The sequence below is a fragment of the Amycolatopsis sp. CFH S0740 genome (assembly GCF_004522315.1).
Lineage (GTDB): Bacteria > Actinomycetota > Actinomycetes > Mycobacteriales > Pseudonocardiaceae > Amycolatopsis > Amycolatopsis nivea.
In genome coordinates this window covers 1-22,357 of the sequence record NZ_SDLS01000007.1, presented here as the reverse complement: position 1 = coordinate 22,357, position 22,357 = coordinate 1, and the positions used below count along the sequence as shown (strand labels likewise).

At 69.0% G+C, this 22,357-nt stretch carries 22 protein-coding genes; 11 read left to right on the top strand and 11 right to left on the bottom strand.

The annotated features are described in order from the left end of the window. Nucleotides 1-33: 33 nt before the first annotated feature. The 11 genes from EIZ45_RS14380 to EIZ45_RS14335 all read left to right on the top strand — a co-directional run bounded on the left by EIZ45_RS14380 (nt 34) and on the right by EIZ45_RS14335 (nt 9,032). A complete protein-coding gene (locus tag EIZ45_RS14380; RefSeq protein ID WP_134662764.1) occupies nt 34-726 on the top strand; it encodes an aspartyl/asparaginyl beta-hydroxylase domain-containing protein in 693 nt (230 codons plus the stop codon). A 700-nt stretch (nt 727-1,426) separates the two neighbouring features. After that, the gene (locus EIZ45_RS14375) at nt 1,427-2,386 is read left to right on the top strand and encodes a ParB/RepB/Spo0J family partition protein (protein ID WP_167756443.1); all 960 of its coding nucleotides are present in this window, start codon (nt 1,427-1,429) and stop codon (nt 2,384-2,386) included. Between the two features lie 262 nt (nt 2,387-2,648). Beyond that, on the top strand, nt 2,649-2,789 hold the full coding sequence (locus EIZ45_RS14370; RefSeq protein WP_134662762.1) for a lasso RiPP family leader peptide-containing protein: 141 nt from the start codon (nt 2,649-2,651) through the stop codon (nt 2,787-2,789). Between the two features lie 45 nt (nt 2,790-2,834). Beyond that, on the top strand, nt 2,835-4,670 hold the full coding sequence (locus EIZ45_RS14365) for an asparagine synthase (RefSeq protein WP_167756442.1): 1,836 nt from the start codon (nt 2,835-2,837) through the stop codon (nt 4,668-4,670). Continuing rightward, nucleotides 4,586-5,116, top strand: coding sequence for a lasso peptide biosynthesis B2 protein (locus EIZ45_RS14360; RefSeq protein ID WP_370318140.1), 531 nt, complete (start codon nt 4,586-4,588; stop codon nt 5,114-5,116). Before EIZ45_RS14365 ends, EIZ45_RS14360 begins: the two co-directional genes overlap by 85 nt. Nucleotides 5,117-5,126: 10 nt before the next feature. Continuing rightward, nucleotides 5,127-5,372 carry a lasso peptide biosynthesis PqqD family chaperone gene (locus tag EIZ45_RS14355; RefSeq protein ID WP_134662967.1) on the top strand — a complete coding sequence of 82 codons (246 nt, stop codon included), beginning with the start codon at nt 5,127-5,129 and terminating at the stop codon, nt 5,370-5,372. A gap of 316 nt (nt 5,373-5,688) precedes the next feature. After that, nucleotides 5,689-5,835, top strand: coding sequence for a hypothetical protein (locus EIZ45_RS46115; protein ID WP_167756441.1), 147 nt, complete (start codon nt 5,689-5,691; stop codon nt 5,833-5,835). Nucleotides 5,836-5,862: 27 nt separating this feature from the next. Then, on the top strand, nt 5,863-7,692 hold the full coding sequence (locus EIZ45_RS14350; protein ID WP_167756440.1) for an asparagine synthase: 1,830 nt from the start codon (nt 5,863-5,865) through the stop codon (nt 7,690-7,692). After that, nucleotides 7,689-7,943, top strand: a complete 255-nt coding sequence (locus EIZ45_RS14345; protein WP_134662758.1) for a lasso peptide biosynthesis PqqD family chaperone — start codon at nt 7,689-7,691, stop codon at nt 7,941-7,943. The genes EIZ45_RS14350 and EIZ45_RS14345 overlap by 4 nt, the downstream gene beginning before the upstream one ends. Continuing rightward, nucleotides 7,940-8,368 (top strand): lasso peptide biosynthesis B2 protein, encoded by a 429-nt coding sequence (locus EIZ45_RS14340; protein ID WP_134662757.1) that lies wholly within the window; start codon nt 7,940-7,942, stop codon nt 8,366-8,368. Before EIZ45_RS14345 ends, EIZ45_RS14340 begins: the two co-directional genes overlap by 4 nt. A 58-nt stretch (nt 8,369-8,426) precedes the next feature. After that, nucleotides 8,427-9,032 (top strand): GtrA family protein, encoded by a 606-nt coding sequence (locus EIZ45_RS14335; RefSeq protein WP_134662756.1) that lies wholly within the window; start codon nt 8,427-8,429, stop codon nt 9,030-9,032. A 398-nt stretch (nt 9,033-9,430) separates the two neighbouring features. Here EIZ45_RS14335 and EIZ45_RS14330 read toward each other — a convergent pair whose 3' ends face one another. The 11 genes from EIZ45_RS14330 to EIZ45_RS14280 form a co-directional block, all read right to left on the bottom strand. Continuing rightward, on the bottom strand, nt 9,431-11,761 hold the full coding sequence (locus tag EIZ45_RS14330; RefSeq protein WP_134662755.1) for a condensation domain-containing protein: 2,331 nt from the start codon (nt 11,759-11,761) through the stop codon (nt 9,431-9,433). Further along, nucleotides 11,758-12,744 carry an ornithine cyclodeaminase family protein gene (locus EIZ45_RS14325; RefSeq protein WP_167756439.1) on the bottom strand — a complete coding sequence of 329 codons (987 nt, stop codon included), beginning with the start codon at nt 12,742-12,744 and terminating at the stop codon, nt 11,758-11,760. Before EIZ45_RS14325 ends, EIZ45_RS14330 begins: the two co-directional genes overlap by 4 nt. After that, the gene (locus EIZ45_RS14320) at nt 12,741-13,526 is read right to left on the bottom strand and encodes a thioesterase II family protein (protein WP_134662754.1); all 786 of its coding nucleotides are present in this window, start codon (nt 13,524-13,526) and stop codon (nt 12,741-12,743) included. Before EIZ45_RS14320 ends, EIZ45_RS14325 begins: the two co-directional genes overlap by 4 nt. Before the next feature lie 35 nt (nt 13,527-13,561). After that, complete coding sequence (locus EIZ45_RS14315; protein WP_134662753.1) at nt 13,562-14,695, bottom strand: acyl-CoA dehydrogenase family protein; 1,134 nt, start codon at nt 14,693-14,695, stop codon at nt 13,562-13,564. After that, nucleotides 14,685-16,601, bottom strand: coding sequence for a B12-binding domain-containing radical SAM protein (locus EIZ45_RS14310; protein WP_134662752.1), 1,917 nt, complete (start codon nt 16,599-16,601; stop codon nt 14,685-14,687). The genes EIZ45_RS14315 and EIZ45_RS14310 overlap by 11 nt, the downstream gene beginning before the upstream one ends. Continuing rightward, nucleotides 16,598-18,379 carry a non-ribosomal peptide synthetase gene (locus tag EIZ45_RS14305; RefSeq protein ID WP_134662751.1) on the bottom strand — a complete coding sequence of 594 codons (1,782 nt, stop codon included), beginning with the start codon at nt 18,377-18,379 and terminating at the stop codon, nt 16,598-16,600. Before EIZ45_RS14305 ends, EIZ45_RS14310 begins: the two co-directional genes overlap by 4 nt. Continuing rightward, on the bottom strand, nt 18,372-19,661 hold the full coding sequence (locus EIZ45_RS14300) for an MFS transporter (RefSeq protein ID WP_167756438.1): 1,290 nt from the start codon (nt 19,659-19,661) through the stop codon (nt 18,372-18,374). Before EIZ45_RS14300 ends, EIZ45_RS14305 begins: the two co-directional genes overlap by 8 nt. Beyond that, on the bottom strand, nt 19,658-20,656 hold the full coding sequence (locus tag EIZ45_RS14295; protein WP_134662749.1) for a methyltransferase domain-containing protein: 999 nt from the start codon (nt 20,654-20,656) through the stop codon (nt 19,658-19,660). The genes EIZ45_RS14300 and EIZ45_RS14295 overlap by 4 nt, the downstream gene beginning before the upstream one ends. Further along, nucleotides 20,653-21,636, bottom strand: a complete 984-nt coding sequence (locus tag EIZ45_RS14290; RefSeq protein ID WP_134662748.1) for a TauD/TfdA family dioxygenase — start codon at nt 21,634-21,636, stop codon at nt 20,653-20,655. Before EIZ45_RS14290 ends, EIZ45_RS14295 begins: the two co-directional genes overlap by 4 nt. A 14-nt stretch (nt 21,637-21,650) precedes the next feature. After that, a complete protein-coding gene (locus EIZ45_RS14285) occupies nt 21,651-21,878 on the bottom strand; it encodes an MbtH family protein (protein ID WP_134662747.1) in 228 nt (75 codons plus the stop codon). A 29-nt stretch (nt 21,879-21,907) separates the two neighbouring features. Continuing rightward, nucleotides 21,908-22,357 (bottom strand): phosphopantetheine-binding protein (locus EIZ45_RS14280; RefSeq protein WP_134736054.1); only part of this gene is annotated, 450 nt, incomplete at its 5' end.

Here is a 22,357-nt window from a genome sequence, read left to right as displayed (position 1 = left end):
GAAAACCACCCTCTTCCGCACAAGGAGCATCACATGAAAGGCTCGCTCAGCGTCGACCAGCCGGGCGTCCGGAACGCGATCAACAGCTACTTCCTGCGCACCAGCGGTGGCGAGAAACGTTTCCGGATCATGTCCCCGTACAAGCTCTTTCCTGAGGCACGACAGCTCGAAGCGCAGTTCGACCAGGTCAGAAGCGAAGTGCTGGCCCTGGTCGGCAGGCGCGACCTGCCCCAGTACCGAGACATCGACCCCGTCCGCGCGGCGGAGGTGTCCGACAACTGGCGGCTCTACTACGCCTACATGCTCGGCGTCGCGAACCCCAAAGCACGGGAAGACTGCCCGACCATCCTGTCTTTCGCCGAGCGGACGCCCACGGTGGTGAACGCGATGATCTCGGTCCTCGAACCCGGGGTGAAGCTCAACGCGCACAACGGTCCCTACGCGGGAATTCTCCGGTATCACCTCGGGATCAAAGTGCCGCGGGAGAATCCGCCGCGGCTGCGGGTCGACACCGAGCACTACACCTGGCGGGAGGGCGAAAGCGTGCTCATCGACGACACCTTCGAGCACGAGGTCAGCAACGAGAGCGAAGAGGACCGGATCGTGGTGATCATCGACATCCGCCGCCCGATGGGAATTCTCCGGGACCGGGTGAACCTGGCGAGCCTCCGGCTCAAACGCAAGTGGTCGGGTCAATTCATCAACGGCACCAACGGAGACATCTAGTCCGCGGTCGGTCGCAAGCCACGCCTGGAGCAGCTTCGACGACCTGCTTCGTGTCGGGCACTGCGGAATGCACCGGGTATCCGCGCAGCGGCGGCCCGGGAACCGGACAAGGCCGGGAAATCGTCGTGGTCGAAGGTTCCCGCTTGGCCGACGTCGAAGGCCAGTGAGCGATCGTAGGCGAACTCGCAAGGCATGTCGCTGATCAGAACCGCGGCGACCAGCCACGGCTGGCCCCGGGCGGTCCGCAGCGCCTGCGATCAGTTCCCGTCCCCTGCGGTGAGAGGCAAAGACCAAAGCTGTACAACTCCGTCGGAGCCAAGCGAAAACCGCGCTCTCGACAGCAAGATTCGGTGCAGCAACCCGCGATCGCACTCCGGTCACGCTGCCCGCGCCCAAACCTGCGACACGATCGACCGGATGCCCCCGCGCAGCACGGACCTGTTCGCCGCCAGGCGTTGTCGAGCAGGCGCGAAACAGCTTGACATGTCTCAAGTCCGAGCTACTGTGACGATGAAGGCACGCAATGTTGCGATGTCTTCCGTCGGGGGATTCAGCCATCGGATGTTCAGTTCGCCGCAGCCGCCTTGCATTGGCGCGGGCCGCGAAGGCGGGACGTCTACGGTCAGGGGGAGGACTCTTGGATGGTTGCACGAAAAGATCGCCAGACAGCAACGAATACTCGTCTTCTGAAATCAATCCGGTGCTGAGCGGCGTCGGGTCGACCGGCGCCCGGTCGGCGGGGCGGGGCTCCGAACCGGCGGACAGAACGGTACTTGGCGAAGACACCGCGGAGGACGTGGCACAGCCGGTGCGAATCGACTTGCTGGCAGTCGACGACTCCCCGCGGCTCGAAGGCGTCGACATGGACCACGTCCACGCTCTTGCCGAGGCACAAGGGCAGCTCCCGCCGATCCTTGTTCATCGCGGCACGATGAAGGTCATCGATGGCAGGCACCGGTTGATGGCGGCCGAATTGCAGGGCTGTTCGACCGTCGAGGTCTGCTTCTTCGACGGCTCCGAGGACGAAGCGTTCGTCAAGTCAGTGCAGGCGAACGTGGCGCACGGGCTGCCGTTGACCTTGGCTGATCGCACGGCCGCCGCCGCCCGCATTGTCAAGGCGCACGCCGAGTGGTCGGACCGCAGGATCGCCGTCTTGGTCGGACTCTCGCCCAAGACGGTCGGCGCTGTGCGGATGCGTTCGACTGAGGAAATTCCTCAGTCGCAGGTACGCGTCGGCCGAGACGGCCGGGTTCGCCGACTTCCCGCGCGGAAACCGGGGAACAAGCGTCCGGCCGCGCCGGAGGGAGAGTCGAAAGCGGACACTGGCACCGGAAAGGCAGGCGAGCGAGGTGACGGGCGGGAGCGCCGATCACGCGCCCCGGCTGGTCGCAGCGCCGCAACCAGCATGGAAACGCTTCAGGCGCTGCGGCAGGATCCTGCCTTCCGGCTGACTGACACCGGCCGCTTTCTGCTCCGGCTGCTGGACTTGCATCTCAACCAGGTGCGCGAGTGGAATCGTCTCATCGCGCATGTGCCGCCGCACCGGGCGAACTCCGTGGCAAATCTTGCCAGGGAATGCTCCCAGACGTGGCGCGAGTTCGCAGAGCAGGTTTCGGCTCAGTCATCAGCGCTTGACATGCGGGAACCTGCCACCACCTGACGTTTCATGCCCAGTCCGCGGTCTTGCCCGCGCGGGACGGCCGGCGCAGGCGTGAAAGCCGGAAAATCATCGGTGTATTTCACCGGCATTTGGATGCTGGAGTTTGTTGATCTGCTTCCATAGTGGTCATTCGCGGTCGGCAACAGCGAGAGATGCTCTCTTGAGTTGCCCGGAATCTGACGCTGGGATAACGTAATCAGTGGGCCAGTTCGCACATTCGGCCCATATTTCCGGGAAATTTCCGAAAACGAGGAGAAGATTCATGGACCAGCGTATTCAGAGTGAAGCCGAGAATTTGCCGATCGACTACGAGCGACCGGCGATGACGCCCGTTGGCGAGTTCGGCGAACTCACCAACGGAATCGGCAGCAACACGTGGGACGTCGCCTGGCTCTGGGACTGAGAGCGGCTGATGCGTGACCGCCACACAGTCGGCGGAGGCGAGAGCGTGTTCGTGGTCTTGCCCGACCACGACGGCGCTCTCGCCGTTCGTCGTCCCGCTCCGGATTCCCGAACGCTCGCGACGCACGAATCGGGTCGGCCTCTGATCGTGGGAGTGCTCGGCGCGGACGCGCTTTTCGTGCACCGGAGTCGTGCCGGCCTCGTGGCCCTGCTCGGCTTCTGCCCGGTTTCCGACGAGGATCTCCGCTCCAAGCTCGACCAGGTCAGCAGCTACGCTGATCTCGACCGCGTGACCAAGCGGCTGCCGGGGAGCCATTACGTGATCGCTGCGCTCGGCGATCGCATTCGCGTCCGGGGGACCCTGTCGAACACGCGGCGTGTGTTCTACCCGCGGGGCACGAGCGACTGCGTGCTCTCCAATCGTGCGGATGTCGTCGCAGGCATGCAGACGGCGGCGCTGGACGAGACATCGATCGCGCTGCGGCTGATGTTTCCGGCGGTGCCGCACCCGCTCTCGAACCGGACTCTCTGGCGTGGCGTCGAGGCAGTTCCGCCTGGGCATGACGCCGAATTTCGTGCGACCGGCGGCGCCGTCCGGACGTCTCAGTGGTGGCAGCCGCCCGAGTCTGAACTCGGCAGGGCCGAAGCGAGTTCTCTGTTCCGAGAGGCCCTGTGCGCTGCTGTCGACAACCGGGCGTCCGCGCACGTGACGATGAGCTGCGACCTTTCCGGCGGCATGGACTCGACGCCGGTCGCCTACCTGGCCTGGCTCAAGAATCCGCGCCTCACCGCAGTGACCTTGTGCGGCCTGACCACTGCGGACGACGACACCGCGAGCGCGTTGCGAGCCGCGGAAAGAATGCCAGGCGTCGATCACGTCCTGCTCGAGGACGCGAATATGCCTGGCGCGCTTGACGGCATGTTCGATGCACCGGAATGTCACGACGAGCCGTTCGTCGGCGTCCAGAGCGCTAAGTTCCTGGCGATCGCTCGACTCGTGGCGGCCCGTGGATCGACCCTCCATCTCTCCGGGCACGGCGGTGACGAAGTGCTCACCGCGCCGACGTCCTATCTTCACACGTTGGCCAGGCGCAACCCCAGGGTCGCCTTGAATCATCTGTACGGCCAACGTGCGCTTCGGCGCTGGTCGCTGCGTGACCTGTGGGGAGTCGTCGGCGATCGCGGCTCCTACGGCGACTGGCTGTCGGGATGCGCCCGTGATCTGGCCTTCCCGCTGTCCGGACCGCATCCGCCACCGCCGACCTGGAACCAGCGGCTGCGCCTGCCCGGCTGGGTCACCGAAGAGGGCAGACGCGTCGTGGCCGACGCCTTGTCCGCCGCGGCCGACGCCGAACCGCTGGCCCGGACGCGGTCTCAGCACCAGTCTCTGGAGAACATCGGCCTGTCCGGACGTGTTGCCCGGCTGATCGGACAGGCCGCCGGACGAGGAGGTGTCGCGGTCGCTTCTCCGTTCCTCGACGACCGGGTGATCGAGTGCTGCCTTGCCGTGCGGCCCTACGAACGGTCGAGCCCGTGGGACTTCAAGCCATTGCTGACGGAGAGCCTGCGCGGCATTGTGCCCGCGGAGCTGATGCAGCGATCGACAAAGAACGACATGTCCGAAAACGTGCATGCGGGCTTTCGGAAGCGGCGTCGGCAGATCGCCGAGCTGTGCCAGGATTCAGTCCTGGCACAGCTCGGACTAGTCGACGCGAACGCCCTGCGCCTGGCGTGCACGTCGCCCCAGCCTCCCGGAGCGGCGTTGCCGGCGATGATCACGACTCTCAACTGCGAAACATGGCTACGTGGTGTCACGTCCTCCTCGCCGTCGCCTGGTGCCGAGCCGACCAAAGCGACCGCGGAAAGCAAAGGTGTGCGATGAAAGCCGCAGCTACCGCCCTGGCCAGGCTTGACGGGTCCGGATTTGTCCGCCGGATACCGGTGGCGACGGTCGTCTACGCGGCCCGAATCCTGGCCGCCTGCCCGCCTTTCCGAATTCGTCGCATACTGGAAGCGCTCAGTCGCGGAGCTCGCCCCTCCCGGAGGGAAGAGGCGGAAATCGCGCACCGCGCAGTGTTGCGGGCGAGCCTCATGTGCGCCGGCGACGGCTGCCTGCCCCGGTCGATCGCAGTTGCTCTGTGGTGCCGCCTGCATGGTCACTGGCCGACCTGGCACACCGGGGTCCAGGTCCACCCGTTCCGCGCGCATGCGTGGGTCGAGGCCGACGGAGTGGCCATAGGCGAGTCGGGCGACATGTCCCGATGGCAACGGCAAATGACCGTGTCCGTACGGAAAGGGGGAGCCGACGTTGGCGCTGCGGTTGAGTGACCACGTGAGCATGACACCGGTCGACGACAGCGTCGTCCTGCTCGACGAGCGCAAGGGGCGGTACTGGCAGCTCAACTCCACGGCTGCCCGGATCTTGCGCGAACTCATCGCCGGCGGCAGGCCGGAGGATCTCAGAGACCGTCTTGCCGCCTCCGCGGGAGCCGACCGCGAAATGGTCGAGCAGGATGTGAGGGATTTCGTCCAGCAGCTGCTGTCCGCCGGACTGGTTACCGGCGGACAGAGGTCTACTCGTTAGCTTCGCGGCGGATCTGCCCGTGCCATGCGGCGGGAGCCGCCACGAGCAACCACCGGAGCCGAGGACAGCCGGGACTGGATCTTCGCAGATCCAGTCCCGGCTGGTGCGCTGCCGGAGAGTATCTCGTTGCGATGGCGCCTGCCGGTGCGGCGCGAACTGGATCGGAATCGGTGCAGCTGCTACCGTTTGCAGGGCACCGGAAAACAATTTCGAGGTTGATTTGTTTTCCTGTTCGTGAAGGTCAAACTCCTATTTTCTCGCGTCGACCCGCGTGCCCGGGTTGATGCATTCTGTCATTCACGGAAAGGACCTCATGATGGAAGCCGACACGACCAGCGAATCGATCGAGTCCAAGGAGCCGTACGAGATCCCGGAGTTTCGCCCGGTCGGCTCGTTTCGGGAAAAGACGGACGGGCTGAACAATTTCGGATTCGACGGGATTGTGCTCAGCCGCGACTGGTGATTCCCGTAACCAGGTAAGGAGTGCATGATGCAGGGCTTCGGTGTTCCGTTCTTTGTCGTGCTGCCGGACAACACGTTCACGGACGCCGTGGCCTTGCATCCTCGCCTGTCCGGAGCGGGCGTCGACACCAGCCCGCACCCTTCCGGCAGGCCGTGGCTGGTCGGTCGATGGGATGAGCGAGAGTTGCTCACCGTCACCGTGGGCACGACGAGGGTCGCGTTGATCGGCTGCTTCGCCGCGAAGGCTGACGAACTCCGAGGCGACGTCGGCAGAATCAGGCAGCTATCCGACACGGAGCTGATTACGCGGAAGTATCCCGGCAGCTACCACGTCGCGATCGCGATCGGCGACCGCATGAGGATTCAGGGCACGGCGTCCGGTCTCCGCCGCGTCTACCACGCCGAGTTCGACGGCATCCCGGTCGTCGCCGACCAGGCAGACGTGCTCGCGGACCTGACACGGGCGGAGTTGCGGGTGCCGACGCTCGCAGTTCGCCTGCTGCAGCCGTCGTTTCCGCTGAGCGAGCGCCCGCTGTGGTCCGGCGTGACACCGGTCGAGCCGGGCGATTGCGTCGAGGTCGCGGGTAATGGCCGGACCGTGCGGGTTCGGCGCTGGTGGACCCCGCCGCCGGCGAGTCGCGGCATGGCGGAGAGCGCCGCCGCGGTCCGGGCCGCGCTTGCTTCGGCGGTGTCGGTGAGAACCAAGCTCAACGGGCACGTCAGCACCGAGCTCTCGGGAGGGTTCGACTCCACCTCGGTGACCTTTCTCGCGGCGCGGAACGATGTGCCCCTCACCGCGTGCACTGCGCTCGTGTCCGATTCCACCGTCGACGACAACGTGTGGGCGAGCCGCGCCGTCGCTCACCTGCCATGCGTCCGGCACGAGGTAATTCCCGCGAACGAGATCCCCTTGTGCTACGCCGGGATGAACGCGGCCGGAGACCTGCTCGACGAGCCGTCGGCCATGGTGGTTTTCCGCGAGCGCGCGCTGGGAATTGTCGCGCGGATGGCAGAGCGCGGAGCCCGGCATCACCTCACCGGCCACGGCGGGGACCACCTCTTCACCGGATCGCCGGCGCACTGGCATACCCTCGCGCGCACGAAGCCGCTGAGGGCGTTCCGGGAACTCAGGGCGTTCCGGATCTCCCGCTCGTGGCCGTTGTCCCGCACGGTGCGCGCGGTTCTCCGGAATCAGACGTTTCCCGAAGCCTTCGCCGCGGTCGACCTCACGCGGGGCAGGCCCCTCGACATGTTCGAACCGAGGCTCGGCTGGAACACTGATCTCCACCTGCCCGGCTGGCTGACCGCGGACGCCGAGGAGATGATCGCCGGGGAGATCGGCGAACTGGCCGCGCGAGTCGCGCCGTTGGCGTCCTCGCGGGGGACCCATGCCGAACTCAGCGCGATCCGGTCGGGCACCCGCGATATTCGAGCCCTGGCCCGGATGTCGCGCGGCTTGGGCGTCGAGACCCACGCACCGTTTTTCGACGACCAGGTGATCGATGCGGCGCTCGGCGCGGCGCCTGAGCACCGGGCTACCGCGTGGCGCTACAAACCCCTGCTGGCTGTCGCGATGCGCGACATCGTGCCCGGCCCGATCCTCGATCGCACTACGAAGGCGGACGGGACTGTCGACGCCGTCCGCGGGCTGCGTCACCATCAGGCTGAACTCGCTGAGATGTGGGAGGACTCGCAACTCGGGCGACTGGGGCTCGTCGATCCAGGACGGCTGCGTTCGGTGTGCGCCCGGATCGATCCGCTCGCGTCGAGCGACCTAGGGCTTTCCGGCGCGCTGGCCTGTGAAACGTGGCTGCGCGCCAGACGTCACGAAATGGCTCGCCCAAGGAGTGAACGATGAGTTTCGTCTTCAGAAAACATGTCAGCCTGGCCGAGACCGAGTTCGGCGCCGTGCTGCTCGACCAGCGAAGCGGCCGGTACTGGGAAATGAACCCGACAGCCGCTCTGATAGTCCGCGCGCTCGAGGCGGGCGAGACGCCGGAGCGGACCGCGGAAATCGTCGCCGGCAAGTTCGCGGTCGACCGCGACCGGTCTTTGGCTGACGTTTCGAACATCATCGGCAAAATCGCCGCGGCCGGACTCCTGTCATGAGCGTCGAGATGTCTGTCGCCCGGAGAGCGAACGCCCCGCGGCCCCTCGGGGTCAAGGTGATGACCCGGTGCGCGATCGTGTCCGGTCGTCTCCTCTCGTTGCTGCCGCCGAGACATATTCGCCGGATACTGCTCTGCTTGCGCTGGAAGGCGCGACCGGCTACCTATGCCGAGGCGGAACGGTGCCGCGACGACGTCCTTGCCGGGAGCTTGGGCATGCGCGCTTTGCGAGCATGCCTGCCCCGATCGCTGGCGATCGTGCTGCTCTGCCGATTCCGCGGAGCGTGGCCGACGTGGTGCGCGGGCGTGCGGCGAGCGGCGCCGTTCAGTGCGCACGCTTGGGCGGAAGTCGACGGATGCAGCGTCGGCGAACTCAACGTCGCGGAGGCGTTCGTCCCGCTGGTCAAGGTGGCCCCAAAACCGTAGCGCGCTTGTCCGCAGGGCGTCCGGATACCGGGGAATAGCCCTGTGTATAGTTCAGACGGTGTCGGTTGTTCGGAAAGCCTTGACGCTCGTGCCAGCTTTTGCGCGTCCTTACGTTTTTCGGCATCGAGCACTTCTTAAGTTCGCACTCGTCGGCGGCGTGTGCTTTCTGGTCACGTTCTTCGTCAACTACGCGTTAAAGTACACCGTCCTGCGGGAAAAACCGGTTACCGCCATGATCGTCGCGACCATCGTCGCGACGATCGTTTCGTATGTGCTGAACCGCGAGTGGTCCTTTCGCTCCCGCCGAGTCCGCGAGCGACGGCACGAAGCTGCCCTCTTCTTCGTGCTCAGCGGTGTCGGGGTAGCCCTGAACTCGACACCGCTGTATCTGTCGCGGTACGTGCTCCAGCTGCACGTCCCGGTGGTGTCTCTCGTAGTCCAGGAAGCGGCCGATTTCGTCAGCAGCCTCATCGTAGGAACGTTTGTGGCAATGGTGTTCCGCTGGTGGGCCTTCCGCAAATGGGTCTTTCCTCGCGAGTCGGACGAAGGCGATGCGGTGGAGAGCCCGGGGTCGGTGCAAACCATCGCACAGGGGAGACCGCTGCGGCCCGGTCTCGACGTCGGCGAGATGCCGGAAGGCGAAGGGCGCCGATCCGCGGGGTAGCGCCGAGAGACGCATGAATGCGTCAAATCGGTTGTGGGGACGCGGGTCGACCATCGCGCACGTTGCTCAGCCAGGGCTGAGGTGCCGCGGGGAGTTGAGATTCCGCCGACAGGGGGCTGGCCAAGGAACGCTGAAGCTGACGGTGGTCGCGGATCCGGATGCCTGTCCCACGACGCGAATGCCGCCTCCGGAAGATCGCCGTCGGCCTCATGTCCGGGAACACCTCAGTGCATGTCTCCTGGAGACAAGCGGAAGAGATTCTCCGGCGCCTTCGGAAGCGCCGGAATCCAGTCGTCCGAAACTCGGCCACGTCGCGGGATCTGATCGCTGTTCGGTGCCGACCGCTGAACAGCCGGTCCGCGCAGCGGCGGACGGCCTTGGCTCGCTGTCCGGGTGAGTTATGCGGCCGAAGCGAGCAAAGCGTGTGCCAGCAGCGGGCCGAGGCGGCGCAGAGCCGCCGGCCCGGTCAGTTCGCCGTGTGCGCAGTCGACGTCGTGGGTGATGATGCGACCGCCGATGTACGGGCGCCACTGCGCCGGGTTTGCCGGCTCGGGGTTGCGAAGGGCGCGGAAGAACAGCAGATCGCCGTCGAACTCGGCGGCGGGGCGCGGTGGCATTGCGGCAAGGGAAGCAGCGAAGGCGTTCACCAGCGTGTCCAGTTCCGCGGGCAGCTCGTCCGTTGTCGACAGCCCCAGCGACCGGCGCAGGGCGGCCTCGCTCGGCACGTCGTCGCCGGGCTTCGGAGGACAGGGGTGCGCGTCCAGCAGGGTGAGCAGGCTGACTCGTTCGCCGGCCTCCTGCAGCCTGGCTGCGGTCGCGTGGGCGAGGTTCCCCCCGAACGACCAGCCGAGCAGCCGGTACCCTCCTGCGGAGGGGATCGAGCGGATGCGGGAGACGAGGTCGGCCGTCAGGTCGTCGAACGTCGGCTGCCCGCGCCGCCCGCCGTCGAGCAGCGGCGAGTCCAGCCCGAGGACGGGTATTTCGGCGGGCAGATGCCGGGTCAACTCGAGGTAGACCGAGCTGACGCCGGCGGCCGGGGGAACACAGAACAACGGCGGCGCGTCCCCGCCGCCGCGCAGGAGCGTCACGGCCGGCGCGCCCTCGGCCGCATCCCCGGCCGAAAGCCGCGCGGCCAGTTCTCGCGGGCTTGGCGCGGCCACGAGCGTCCACAGGTCGAACCTGCGGCCCAGCGATCGCTCGACACGGCGAGCCAGTTTCGCGGCGAGCAACGAGTGGCCGCCCTCCTCGAAGAAGCTGTGTGCCGGATCGAAGCCAGGCGTGCCCAGGACTTCCCCGAACAGTGCGCAGAGCCGGCGCTCGAGCGCTTCGTCGCGGACCTCCGGAGCGGCCCGCCGCGCCGGTACGGGCATCGCAGCCGGCCACGGGTCGTCCGGCGGCACGATCGCGCCAAGCGGAAGGTCCGGAGCCGCCGCGACCTGTGCCAGGACAGTTTCGAACAAGCCTGCGAGCCAAGCCGCACCGACATTGTCGAAAAGCGCCGTGGCGTATTCGAGCGTTCCGGTGAACCCGGCGGCGGCGTCGCCCGCGTCGACCGCGAATGTCAGGTCGAACTTGGCGGTTCCGGTCCGCGCAGGAAGAAGCCTGCCGACGCATCCGGCCAGCTCGACGTGGGCCGGGGCGTCGTGCTGCAAGAGCAGTGCGATCTGGAAGAGCGGGTGTCTGCCGGGCGCGCGAGGCGGGTTCACCGTCTCGACCACTTGCTCGAACGGGACGTCCTGGTGGGACTGAGCGGTGAGCACTGTCGTGCGGGCCCGGCCCAGCAGCGCGGAGAACGTATCGTCGCCGCTCACGTCGACGCGCAGGACGAGCGTGTTGACGAAGTAGCCGACCAGCCGCTCCAGTGCGGTGTCAGTGCGGCCGGCCACCGGCGAACCGATCACGATGTCTTCTCCTCCGCCGGCGAGGTGCAAAGTCGCGGCCAGGCCCGCGTAGAGGACCATGAACAGCGAGGCCCGGTGCTCGCGGGCCAGGTCGGCCAGCCGCAGCGCGCTCGCCGTGTCGACGCGGAACGGCACCACCGCACCGGCGGACACGGGACGCTCTGGACGCGGTCCGGCGACAGGCAGCGGTTGCTGGTCGGGAAGATCGCTCAACCGGCGGTGCCAGAACGACAGCTGGAGCCCGGCCAGGCTGGTCGGATCGGCGGGGTCGCCGAGCAGATCCCGTTGCCACAGCGCATAATCCGCGTACTGCACCGGCAGTTCTCCAGGCCAGACGGGAGCGTGGCCCGACAACCGGGCACGACAAGCCGCGGAGAGGTCGGCCAGCAGCGGCGCGACGGACCAGCCGTCGGCCACGGTGTGGTGCAGCACCAGCAGCAGGCGGCTGGTGCCGTCGGCGAAGACGAACAGCCAAGCGCGCAGCAACGGCCCGGCCGCAAGGTCGAATTCGCCGCGGACGGCGTCGGCTACCAGGTCGTCCACCGCGTCGGCCTCGGTCGCGACGACGTGCAGCGGCGGCCAGCCTGCGGGCCGGGGTTCGAAAATGTGCTGGACCGGCGTGCCTTCGTCCTCGCGGAACACCGTGCGGAGGATTTCGTGCCGGTCCAGCAGGTCGCCGAGCGCCGCGCGCAGCGTCTCCTCGGAGGGGACGCCGGACAGCGCCAGCTGCAGCGGCAGGTTGTAGGCGGCGCCGGCTCGGTCCAGCCGGTGCAGAAACCACAGCCCTTCCTGGCCGTAGGACAGGGGGATCGCTTCGGCGCCGCTCATTCGTCGGCGTCGGCGAAGTCCAGCCGGGTGCCGATCCCGGCCGCCGCGGCACGGCGGTGCAGCAGCAGTCCGGAGTAGACGTCCTGAGCCGCCAGCCCGAGGGACTTGAACAACGTCACCTCGTCCGCGGATTGGCGGCCCGGGCGCCGCCCGGCGAGAACCTCGCCGATCTCGGCTTGGATGCGGTCCATCGCGAAGTGCCCCTCGGCCACGGCGGCGAGCAGATCGCCCGACTCCCGTGCCGCGGATTCGCGGCTGTCGGCGAAGACACGGCAGCGGCCGACCAGTTCTCCGGTCAGCTCGCGCGCATGCGGGAAGGAGGAGCCGACCGCGTTCAGGTGAGCGCCGGCGTCGGCGGCGGCCAGCACGGGTTCGGCGCTGGCGGTCACGGTGCACACCACGTCCGCTCCCGATGCCGCTTCCGCCGCGGTCGCGCAGACTTCGACGGGGCAGTCGACGCGCTCGCCTGCCCACTCCGCGAACCGTTCGGCACTCTCTCGGCGGTGGTTCCACACGGACACTGTTTTCGGCGGCCGGACGATCGCCATCGCTTCGAGGTGCGACCGGGCCTGTACGCCGGAGCCGAGGATCGCGAGTGTGCTCGCGTCCGGGCGGGCGAGCGCGTCGGTGGCGGCCGCGGACGCGGCGGCGGTCCGGATGGCGGTGATCGCGGCACCACTCGCCAGCGCGCAGGGTTGCCCCGTGGTGCGGTCGAATACGAGCACCAGCCCGGCGTGCACCGGCAGCCCTCGTTCGGCGTTCTCCGGAACGACCGACACGGCCTTGAGCCCGAACCCTTGTTCGCCTTCGCTGACATGGGCGGGCATCACGGCGAGCACGTCGCCCGACGGGGAACGCACCATGTGCCGGACAGGTTGTTCCACGGCGCCGCCGCTGAACGCGCGGAAGGCGGTCCGCATCAGGTCCACTGCGTCCGCCATGGGAAGCAGCTCACGCACGTCGGCGGCGTTGAGCACGATCACGGGCGGGCTCCTTGGTCGGCCGGGAGGGGAACTGTGCGCAGTGCGGCTGCGAGGTCGCTGAACACGGTCCCGGCGAACTCGTCAGCGCGTTCTTGGAGGAAGAAGTGACCGCCGGGGAACAGCCGGGGGCCGGTGAGCCGGGCGGCGTGCGCCTTCCAGGCATCGAGGCTTTCGGCCACAGTGACCGGATCGTCAGCGCCCCCGTATACGGCGACCGGCATCGGCAGCGGCGGCTCGTCGCGGTACCGGTAGCTATGGCACAGCGCGAAGTCGGCGCGCAGGACCGGGAGCACCAGTTCGCGGACATCCGGGTCGTCCAACAGCTCGGAGGCCGCCCCGCCCATTCCGGCGACTTTGGCGCAGAATGTCTCGTCGTCGTCGGTCGTGGCGGGCATCGTCGTCGGCGGCACTCCCTGAACGGGCCAGCACGCGGACGCGAGGAACAGGGGCGGCCGGGCACCGTCAGCCAGCAGGAACCTCGTGGCGCGGTAGGCGAGCATGGCGCCCATGCTGTGCCCGAAAAGCGCATACGGCCCGTCCTCCTCGGACAGCCAGCCGGCGAGGGCGCGGGCCGCGGTGTCGCAATCGTCGAAGGAGGCTTCCCGGTGCCGGGCCTGCCGTCCCGGCAGCCTGATCGCGCGCAGCTCGGCCCACTCCGGGACGAAGGGCGTCCACGGCCGGTAGGACGACGCGCCGCCGCCCGCGCAGGGCAGGCAGTACAGCCGGACCTGTGCCGCGGGGCGCGGCTCGAATGCCTGGTACCACAACGGGTTGGTGCTCATCGATGGCCCCTTTCTCGGCCGCGCGCGTCCGCTCGTCAGATCAGCGACTGCGCGATGGTCTCTTTCATCACTTCGGTCGTACCGCCGTAAATCGTCTGGACCCTGCTGTCGACGAAAGCCCGGCCGACCGCGAACTCGTGCGTGTAGCCGTATCCGCCGTGCAGTTGCAGGCAGCGGTCCGTGGTGCGCTGCGCCAGTTCGGTGTTCCACCACTTGGCCATCGCCGCTTCGTCCGCCCCGAGCATGTCGTCGGCGTGCGCGGCGACGCAGCGGTCGGTGAACGTCCGGGCCACCGACAGCTCCGTGGCGAGTTCGGCGAGCACGAAGCGGGTGTGCTGGAGCGCGGTCAGCGGGCCGCCGGAGACCTCGCGCACGCGGCAGTAGCCGACCGTGTCCGCGAACACGCGCTCCGCTCCGGCGAGCGCGGACACCGCGATCCACAGTCGTTCCTGTTTGAGATGACGCAGCAGGTAGCCCATCGCGCGGCCCGGGCGCCCGACGACATTCGCGGCGGGGACCGATACGTCTTCGAAGACCATTTCGACGGTGTCGAGTGCGCGCATTCCCAGTTTGTCGATGCGCTTGCCGACGGCGAACCCGGCGGCGGTGCGCTCGACGGCGAACAGCCCGAAGTCGGTGTCGCGTTTTCCCGTCTTGGCCAGCACCAGCACCAGATCGGCCAGTTCGCCGTGCGAGATGAACGTCTTGCGGCCGGTGAGCCGGAATCCCCGGCCGTCCGGCCGCGCAGTGGTGCGCAGACGGGTGAGATCGCTGCCCGCGTCGGGTTCGGTGATGGCGATCGCAGTGATCAACTCGCCTGAACAGAATCCGGGCAGCCACCGCGTCCGCTGCTCGGGCGTCGCGAGCGCTTTCAGGTAGGCGCCGACGACCTCGTTGTGCAGCGACAAAGCCGGTGCGTGCACCCCGGCCGCGGCGAATTCCTCGGCCAGCACGACGTGGTACCGGTAGTCGTCCGCGCCGCCGCCGCCGTATTCGAGGGCCAAGTCCATGCCGAGCAGGCCGTGCTTGCCCGCCGCCCGCCAGACGTCCCGGTCGACCGCCCCTGCGCGTTCCCAGTCCGGGTAGCGAGGCAGCACTTCCCGCTCCAGGAACGTCCGCACCAGAGCGCGGAAGTCCTCGTGTGCCGCGGTGAAAAGCTCACGCCGCATCGAAGACCTCCGCCCGGCCGTCGGGAGCCAGTGCGGACCAGGAGGGCATGATGTCGCGGAGCCGGTTCATCATCGCCTGGCAGTAGGCCGCGTTGTGGTCAAGGCTGCGGTGCCGCGGGTAGGGCATCTTGCGGCGGCCCGTGTGGTCCGCGCGGACGCGGTCGACGCCGCTCGGCGCACCCAGCAGGTCCAGCGCCTCCGCCGAAGCCTCCAGCTCGACGGCGTAGCGCGACGTTGACTTGATTTCGAGCTGCCGCAACGGAAGCGACGGCGGGGCGAAGGGTTCTCGGTAGACGTACGGCCGGGCGAGCAGATCCAGTTCGAAGGCAGCCTGGCGGCGGGCGGTGTCCAGCCAGCCGTGCTCGCGCAGGAAGTCCCGCAGCGACCGGTCGAGTTCGGCGCGGTGGGAGTGCAGGACGTAGTGCAGCACCTTGCCGGTGTTGTTGATGTCGTAGTTGCGGAGCCCGGACACCGAGTCGGCGAAGAACGCGCAAATCGGATCGCCGGCGCGGGCGCGGAAGAACTCGGCCGCGCCGGCGAGGAAGTCCCCGTAGGAGCAGGTGCCGTCGCGGTCCAGTTCCCGCGCGGTGAACTGCGCCGCACGGCCGTTGTAGAGGCTGATCACCGCATAGGTGAACCAGATCCCCGAGTCGTAGTCGGCCCGGTCGACCCACTTGGTGCCTACCACGACGTCGGCTTCGGCCACCGCGTCGTCCACCCGCACGGTTCGGATGCCGAGCACTTCCTGCTGCGCGTGCATCGGGGTGTTGTGGAGCAGGAGCTGTGGATAGGTGACGATGGCGTCGGCTCCGGAGCGGCAGAGCCGGTCGACGCCGTCGCGGAACGACCGGAGCGTCTCGCCCGGCAGGGGCCAGATGAGCTCGGTGTAGGAACTGATCCGTTTTTCCTTGAGCTTCGCCTGCAGGGTGACGTAGGTGCTCTCCCTGATGTTGGCTCGCTCGACAATCTTCAGGGTCTCGTCGCTCATGGTCTGCAGCGACACCGGCTGGCTGGCCAGCAGGCCGCCCTCGACCAGGAGCTCGGTGATTTCGGTGACCCGGTCCGGCCGGTTCTTGGCCGCCTGCATGGAAATCATCATCGGATAGCCGTTGCGCTGCTTGCACGCGACGAGGTGCCGCGTCAGTTCGACGTCCCGCGGCAGCGCGCCCCAGTTCGCGTCGGCGAGGAACACGCTTTCCACCCCGTGCTCGCTGATCCACGTGAGGTCGTCGAGCACCCGGTCCTGGTCCCAGCGGTACACCTTGTCGTTGGTGGCCGCGCCCCAGTAGCAATACGAGCACTTGAACGGGCAGCCGCGGTTGGTCTCGACCACCGCGAACGTGTAGTCGCCCCCGTCGAAGATTCCCGCGGCGAACGGGGACGGGATCTCGTCGAGATCGCGCAGCCGGGCGGCTTCCTCGGTGGTGCGAAGGGTGTCTCCGTCGTAGAAGCTGATTCCCGGCACGGCCGCGAAGTCCGGCTTTCCGGCAAGCAGCGCGGCGAGGAACGCTGAGAATGTCGCTTCGCCCTCGCCGTTGCACACCACGACGCGATCGCGGCCGGGCGGCACGTAGGCGGCGGCGTGGTTCATCACCTGCGGGCCGCCGAGGATGACGTACGCGTCCGGCCGGCGTTCGAGCAGTCCGTCGAGCAGCCTGGTCATCGCCCGCATGTTCCATAGGTAGCAGCTGAGCGCGTAGACGGCGGTGTCTTCTTCGGCGAGCAGCGCCGCCAGCACGTCCTCCACCGGCGTGCCGGCCGGCTGCGAAACGATCGTGAAGCGGTACGCCGCCGCGATCGCCGGGTCCTGCTGGGCGTAGGCCTGCAGGTACCCGGATGCCAGCGGAAGGGTGTTGGGGTACAACGGCAATTCGACGAAGGTGACCCCTGTGGTGGCGGTGTTCATGCCTGCGCTTCCGTTCCTTCCAGAGCGGCGGCGAGCTCGCTCAGCACCTCGTGCTCGAACAGGTCTTCGGCGCCAAGCCGAAGACCGCGCTTGCGGGCTTTCGCCGCGACCCGCATCGCCGCCAACGAGTCGCCGCCGAGGTCGAAGAAACTGTCGTCGCGGTCGGCGGCGGTGATGGGCAGCACCTCGCACCACAGTTCGGCTATCAGGCCCTCGAGGCCGGTCAGCGTGCCGGCGCCGGCAGCCGGACCGGCTTGCGGGGGCAGCGCGGCCAGTGCTGCCCGGTCGGTCTTGCCGTGCGCGTTCGTCGGAAACGCGGCCAGCACGCGCACGGCTGCCGGGGTCAGGTAGTCCGGCAGGATTGCGGCGAGCTCTTTGCGCAGCGCGTCCGGCTCCGGCGGCGCGGCAGGGTCGGCGGGAATCACGTGCAGTACGAGAATCCCGCTTCCGGGGGCAGGCTCATGCACGACAGCCACCGCGTCGGCCACCGGGGGCAGGGCGCGCGCCGCCGACTCCACCTCGCCGGGTTCGATCCGGAAGCCGCGCAGCTTGACCTGGCTGTCGGCGCGGCCCACGAATTCGAGTGCGCCGCCGCGGAGCAGCCGGACGACGTCTCCGCTGCGGTAGAGCCGGGCCGGGCCGCCGGCGAACGGGTCGGCGACGAAACGCGCCGCGGTCAGCCCCGGCCGGTCGAGGTAGCCCTGCGCGACGCCGCGTCCGCCGAGATAGAGCTCGCCGGTTCCGCCGATGGGGACAGGCCGCAACCGCTCGTCGAGAACGTGCCCGGTGACTCCGGTGAGCGGGACCCCGATCGGCGGGGGTCCCGCGGAAGCCCCGCCGGAGGCGAAGTCGTGGCAGGTCGCCAGCATCGCGGTCTCTGTCGGGCCGTAGACGTTGTACACGGCGAACGGCAGGTGAGCCGGGGGATCGGCGCGCAGCTGCTCGCCGCCGACGAGGAAGGCCCGCAAACGGGAACGCGACGCGTGCCACGGCTGGGCGAGGACCGCGGTGCCGAGCGCGGTAGTCAGGAAGCACACGGTGATGCGCTCGTCGCCCAGCCACCGGGCCAGTCCCTCAGCCGAGCGGAAGACGCGGTCCGGCGGGATGCACAACGTCGCGCCGTGCGCCAGGCACGGCCAGACCTCGAGCGACCAGCCGTCGAACGACGGTCTGGCGATTTGCGGCATCCGGTCGGCCGCGCCGACCGCGAATCGCTCGCCGTACCACTGAACGAGGTTCGCCGCCCCGCCGTGAGTCACTTCGACTCCCTTCGGGGTTCCGGTCGAGCCGGAGGTGTAGGTGACGTAGCAGGGCTGCCCGAGCAACGGAGCCACGACCGCCGGAGTGCCGCTGCCGGGTCCGGGCGCGACCGGGATCACCGGGTGCCCGGGTGGCAGGCGTGCCGCGCCGGCTTCGTCGGTGAGGACCGGCGGCGCCCCGGCGTCGGCCAGCATCGTGGCCAGCCGGGCGGGCGGTTCCCGCACGTCGAGGCCGACGTAGGCGCCGCCGGCCAGCAGCACGCCGAGTGCCGCGGCGACGAGGTCCGGCGACCTGTCCAGCAACAGGGCCACGCGGCCGCCCGGCCGGAGGCCGTTCGCGACGAGCCGGGTGCGGACCGCGTCGGCATGCCGTACCAGCTCGGCGTAGGTCAAGCTGCCGCCGTCGTGCTCGACGGCGGGCCTTCCGGGGTGCCGTGCGGCCTGGTGCAGAACGGCCAGGGGCACTGCCGGCGGTGCCGCACGGGACGCAGGCTCGTCGGTGTTCCGGTTGTCAGCCATCGGTCTCCTCCAGCCCTTCGTTCCCGCGCGGTATCTCCGCGCCCCTCGTCACCAGGCCGTACCCTGCGGCCGCGACGGCCAGCGCCGCGCCGCCCGCGACGATCGCGACCCGCGAGCCCGCGGCCTCGGCCAGCCAGCCGATGGCGAGGCTGCCCACCGGGTAGGCGCCGACCACGGCGATCCCGTACAGAGCCATCACGCGGCCTCGCTGGCCGGCCGGTACGGACAGCTGCACGGTGCTGTTGGCAAGCGGCAGGAACATCTGCGCGACGAACCCGCAGCACAGCAGCATCACGGTGAACGTCCAGAAGGTCGGCAGCTGACCCATCACCACTTCCCCGAGCCCGAGCAGGCACGCGATCGCGGCGAGCAACCGCGTGCCCGGCCGGTGGCGGAGGGTGTAGCGGGTGGCGGCCACGGCCCCGCCGAGAGCGCCCGCCGCGAGGACCGACGAGAGCAGGCCGAATCCCCCCGCGCCGCGTTGGAACACCTGTGTCGCGACCACCGCGAGGATCGTCACGAAGCTCGTGCCCATGGCCGAGAGGCAGAACACCAGAGTGATGAGAGCGCCGAGCCCGGGGTGTCGCAGCACTTCCCGGTAGCTCTCCCGGAGCGATTTGGTCCGCCGGGACGGGACCGCCGAGACGCGCAGCTCGCCGGGACGCATCCGCAGCAGCGCCAGGACGACCGCGCCGAAGCTGACGGCGTCCACGACGAACAGGGGCCCGGTGCCGAGCACGCTGATCAACGCGCCGGCCACAGCCGGTCCGGTCACGCGCGCCACGTTGAACACCACCGAGTTCACCGCCACCGCCGTCGCGACCTGCCCTGGTTCGACCATCTCGGAAGTGAAAGCCGCACGCACCGGGGTTTCCACCGCCGACACGGCACCGGCCAGCAGGCACAGCACGAGCACTTGCCACAGCTGGATCGCTCCGGTCAGCACCAGGACACCGCACAGGAGGCTCAACCCGCCCAGAACCGTGCCGGAGAACATCAGGAAGCGCCGCCGCGTGACGCGGTCGGCGATGTCTCCTGCCCACAGCGAGAGCACCAACGTCGGGCCCCACTGCATTGCCGCGGCTGTGCCAAGGGCGACCGCGTTGCCGCCGGACAGGTGCAGGACGAGCCAGTCCTGTGCGATGCGCTGGATCCAGGTACCGGTGATCGACACGACCTGGCCGAAGGCGAACAGCCGGTAGTTCCGCTGGCCGAACAGCGCGCGCAGCGAGCCGCCGCGGTCCGTGGCAGCGGATCCGGCTCCGGACTGGGGGGTGGTCACTTGACCGCCGTTCCGACCAGCGCGGGCCGGGGGACCAGGTAAGCCCATTGCCCGTCGGCGGTGCGCTCGAACCGCGGCCGGGCCTGCCTGCCGTCCTGCGTCGTGAACCGAAAGATCTCCTCGGCCCGCCGGGCCGCCCACGCGGACACGTCCTCCGGCCCCAGCTCGGCCTCGGCCTTGACGAGGCCGTACATGTCGGTGAGGTAGCGGCCGAGCCGGAGCCGTGCTTCCTCGCGGGTCGGCGCAGTGGTCACGTAGGGGTCGAGGATCTCCGTGACGCGGTACGCGCCGAACCCGGCCGTGGCCAGATGGTCCTCGATCATCGCCCGGGTCAGGTGCGGGTAGCGGTGTCCGGTCGCCGAATGCGGATCGACGATCTCGGCGAACCAGGTGTCCATCGGCGAGCCGGTTTCGAAGTCGTGCAGGACGAAGGCGCCCCCGGTCCGGAGCGCGCGCCGCGCTTCGAGCGCAACTCCGGACCTCTCCTCCTCGGGGATGTGATGGGTGCCGTAGGCGAGCAGGACGCCGTCGACCGAACCTTCCCGCACGACGAGGTGCTGGGCCCGCTGCAGGACGGCGGGGCTGCCCTGCGCCCATGCCGCCGAGACCATGTGCGGCGCACCGTCGCAGGTGAGGATTTCGGCGTCGATCAAGCCGAGCCGGTCGTTGACCTGGCGGACCAAGCCGTTGCCGCCCAGGAGGTCCAGCACCACCGCGTCGGGGCGGCGCACGGTCGGCCCGAAGAGACCGAGCAGCGCCCGGATGCCGTCCGCTCGCGCGGAGAGCTGGGCTGTCTGCGCCCGGACGTAGGCGCCACCGCGGCCGCCGGCGGTTTCCGGACCGAAGTCGCGCGCGCTCCCGTCCAGGGCAGCGGACGCCGCGGCGGCCAGCCGGAGAGGGTCCAGGCAGCCGTGCAGCCGCGGGGAAACAGTCCGCAGAGCCGAAGCCTGTGCGTCCAGGTCCCTGCCGTCGACGATCATCGCTTGCGCTGTCACGAAACCGCCTGCCCGGAGATCACGTGCCCGCCTCGCGGCCGCCAGGCGCGCGAAGCGCGGAAGTCGACGTGGACGAAGACCCGGTGCAGCCACCGGTCGGTCCCGTCGTGCCGCGGGGCGAACCGCGACCGGCCGTGCAACGCGACCCGGTTGTCCACCAGGGCGAGGTCGCCGGGGGCGAGCACCAGGTCGGTGCGGACCTCTTCCAAGGCCCAGGAGAGCTCGGCGAGCGCGCCGGCCGCCGCGCCGTCTGTCGCGTGCGTGCTGGTGAAGTCGACGCGGACGCTGGGGTCTTCCACGCTGCCGTACAGCACGGCGTGCGGCTCAGCGGCCGTTTCGCCGGATCCGAACGACGCCGGCGCTTCGGTGACGAAGCGAGGCTCGCGCAGTACGTCGACCGTCCCGCTGTCGAGCAGCCGGACCGCCCGTCTGCCCGACGCGGTCCGGAGCGCTGCCGCGTCGTCGTGGTCGTTGCGCAGGCACAGCAAGCCGACGACGTCCGGCCGGTGCGGGTGGAACGCGTTCTCCACGTGCAGGGTCAGCGGCGCGGACCCCGCGTTGCCCGGGAAGTCGGCCATCCCGGGAACCGGCACCACATCGTGCACGAGGCTGCCCCCCTTTTCGTCGGCGAAGCCGACCGGTTCGCCGATGCAGAGCGCGAGGGACACCAGGAGCGCCGCCGGCTGCGTGGCGTACATCTGGAGACTGTCGTAGCGGCCAGGGGTGGGAGGGAGGGGGCCTAGCGGGAGTCCCTTGACCAGCAGCACCCCGTCCTCGCCGGCGTCGTGCCGGAACCGGCGCAGGGCCGCGCCGATCCTGGTCGGCAAGGCGCACGAGGCAGTCCGCGCCCGGTTCATCCACAGTGGACTCTCCAGCGCGGTTCCGTCGGCGAGCTCGCCGGTCAGGCGGGTCAACGCCTGGGCTTCCTCCGCCGTCAGGACCACCGCGCGGCCGTCCGCAGGCATGGTCGTGCGCTCCATAGGGCTCCCGCCGTTCAGCTCTCTCGCTCGGCCATGGCGCGAACGAGGCTGGCCGGGCGCATGTCGGTCCAGTGGGTCTCGATGTACTCGAGGCAGTCCTGCCGAGGGCCGGGACCGTGCACCGTCCGCCAGCCGTCGGGCACAGCCGCGAACTGCGGCCACAACGAGTACTGCTTCTCATCGTTGATCAGCACCAGAAAGGTGCCTTCGGGATCGTCGAACGGGTTGGTCGACTCGGCCATCTGCGGTCCTTCCTCCGATTCGTCGTGTGTCAGCGGTTTTCGGGTTCGTCCTCGCGGCGCAGCCGCGGCCGGATCCTGGCGGTGCCGAGCCGGCGGGCGAAGCCGGCGATCGTCGGGTGCTCGAACAGCGTGCGCAGCTTGAGCTCGGCCCCGAGTTCGGCGCGGATCCGGCCGATCAGCCGGGTCGCGAGCAGGGAGTGCCCGCCCAAATCGAAGAAGTTGTCCTCGGTGCCCACGTGAGGCACTCCGAGGACCTCGCCGACCAGCCGGCACAAAATCCGCTCCCGTTCGTCGGCCGCCGATCCCGATCCGGTGCCGCGCACGACCGGGGCGGGCAGGGCCGCGACGTCGATCTTTCCGGTGGGCGTGAGCGGCATCCGGGGGAGGACGACGAGATGGGCGGGCACGAGGTACTCCGGCAGCGATTCCTCGAGCAGTGCGCGGAGTTCTCGGGTGTCGATGGGGTGGGTGGTGGTGAG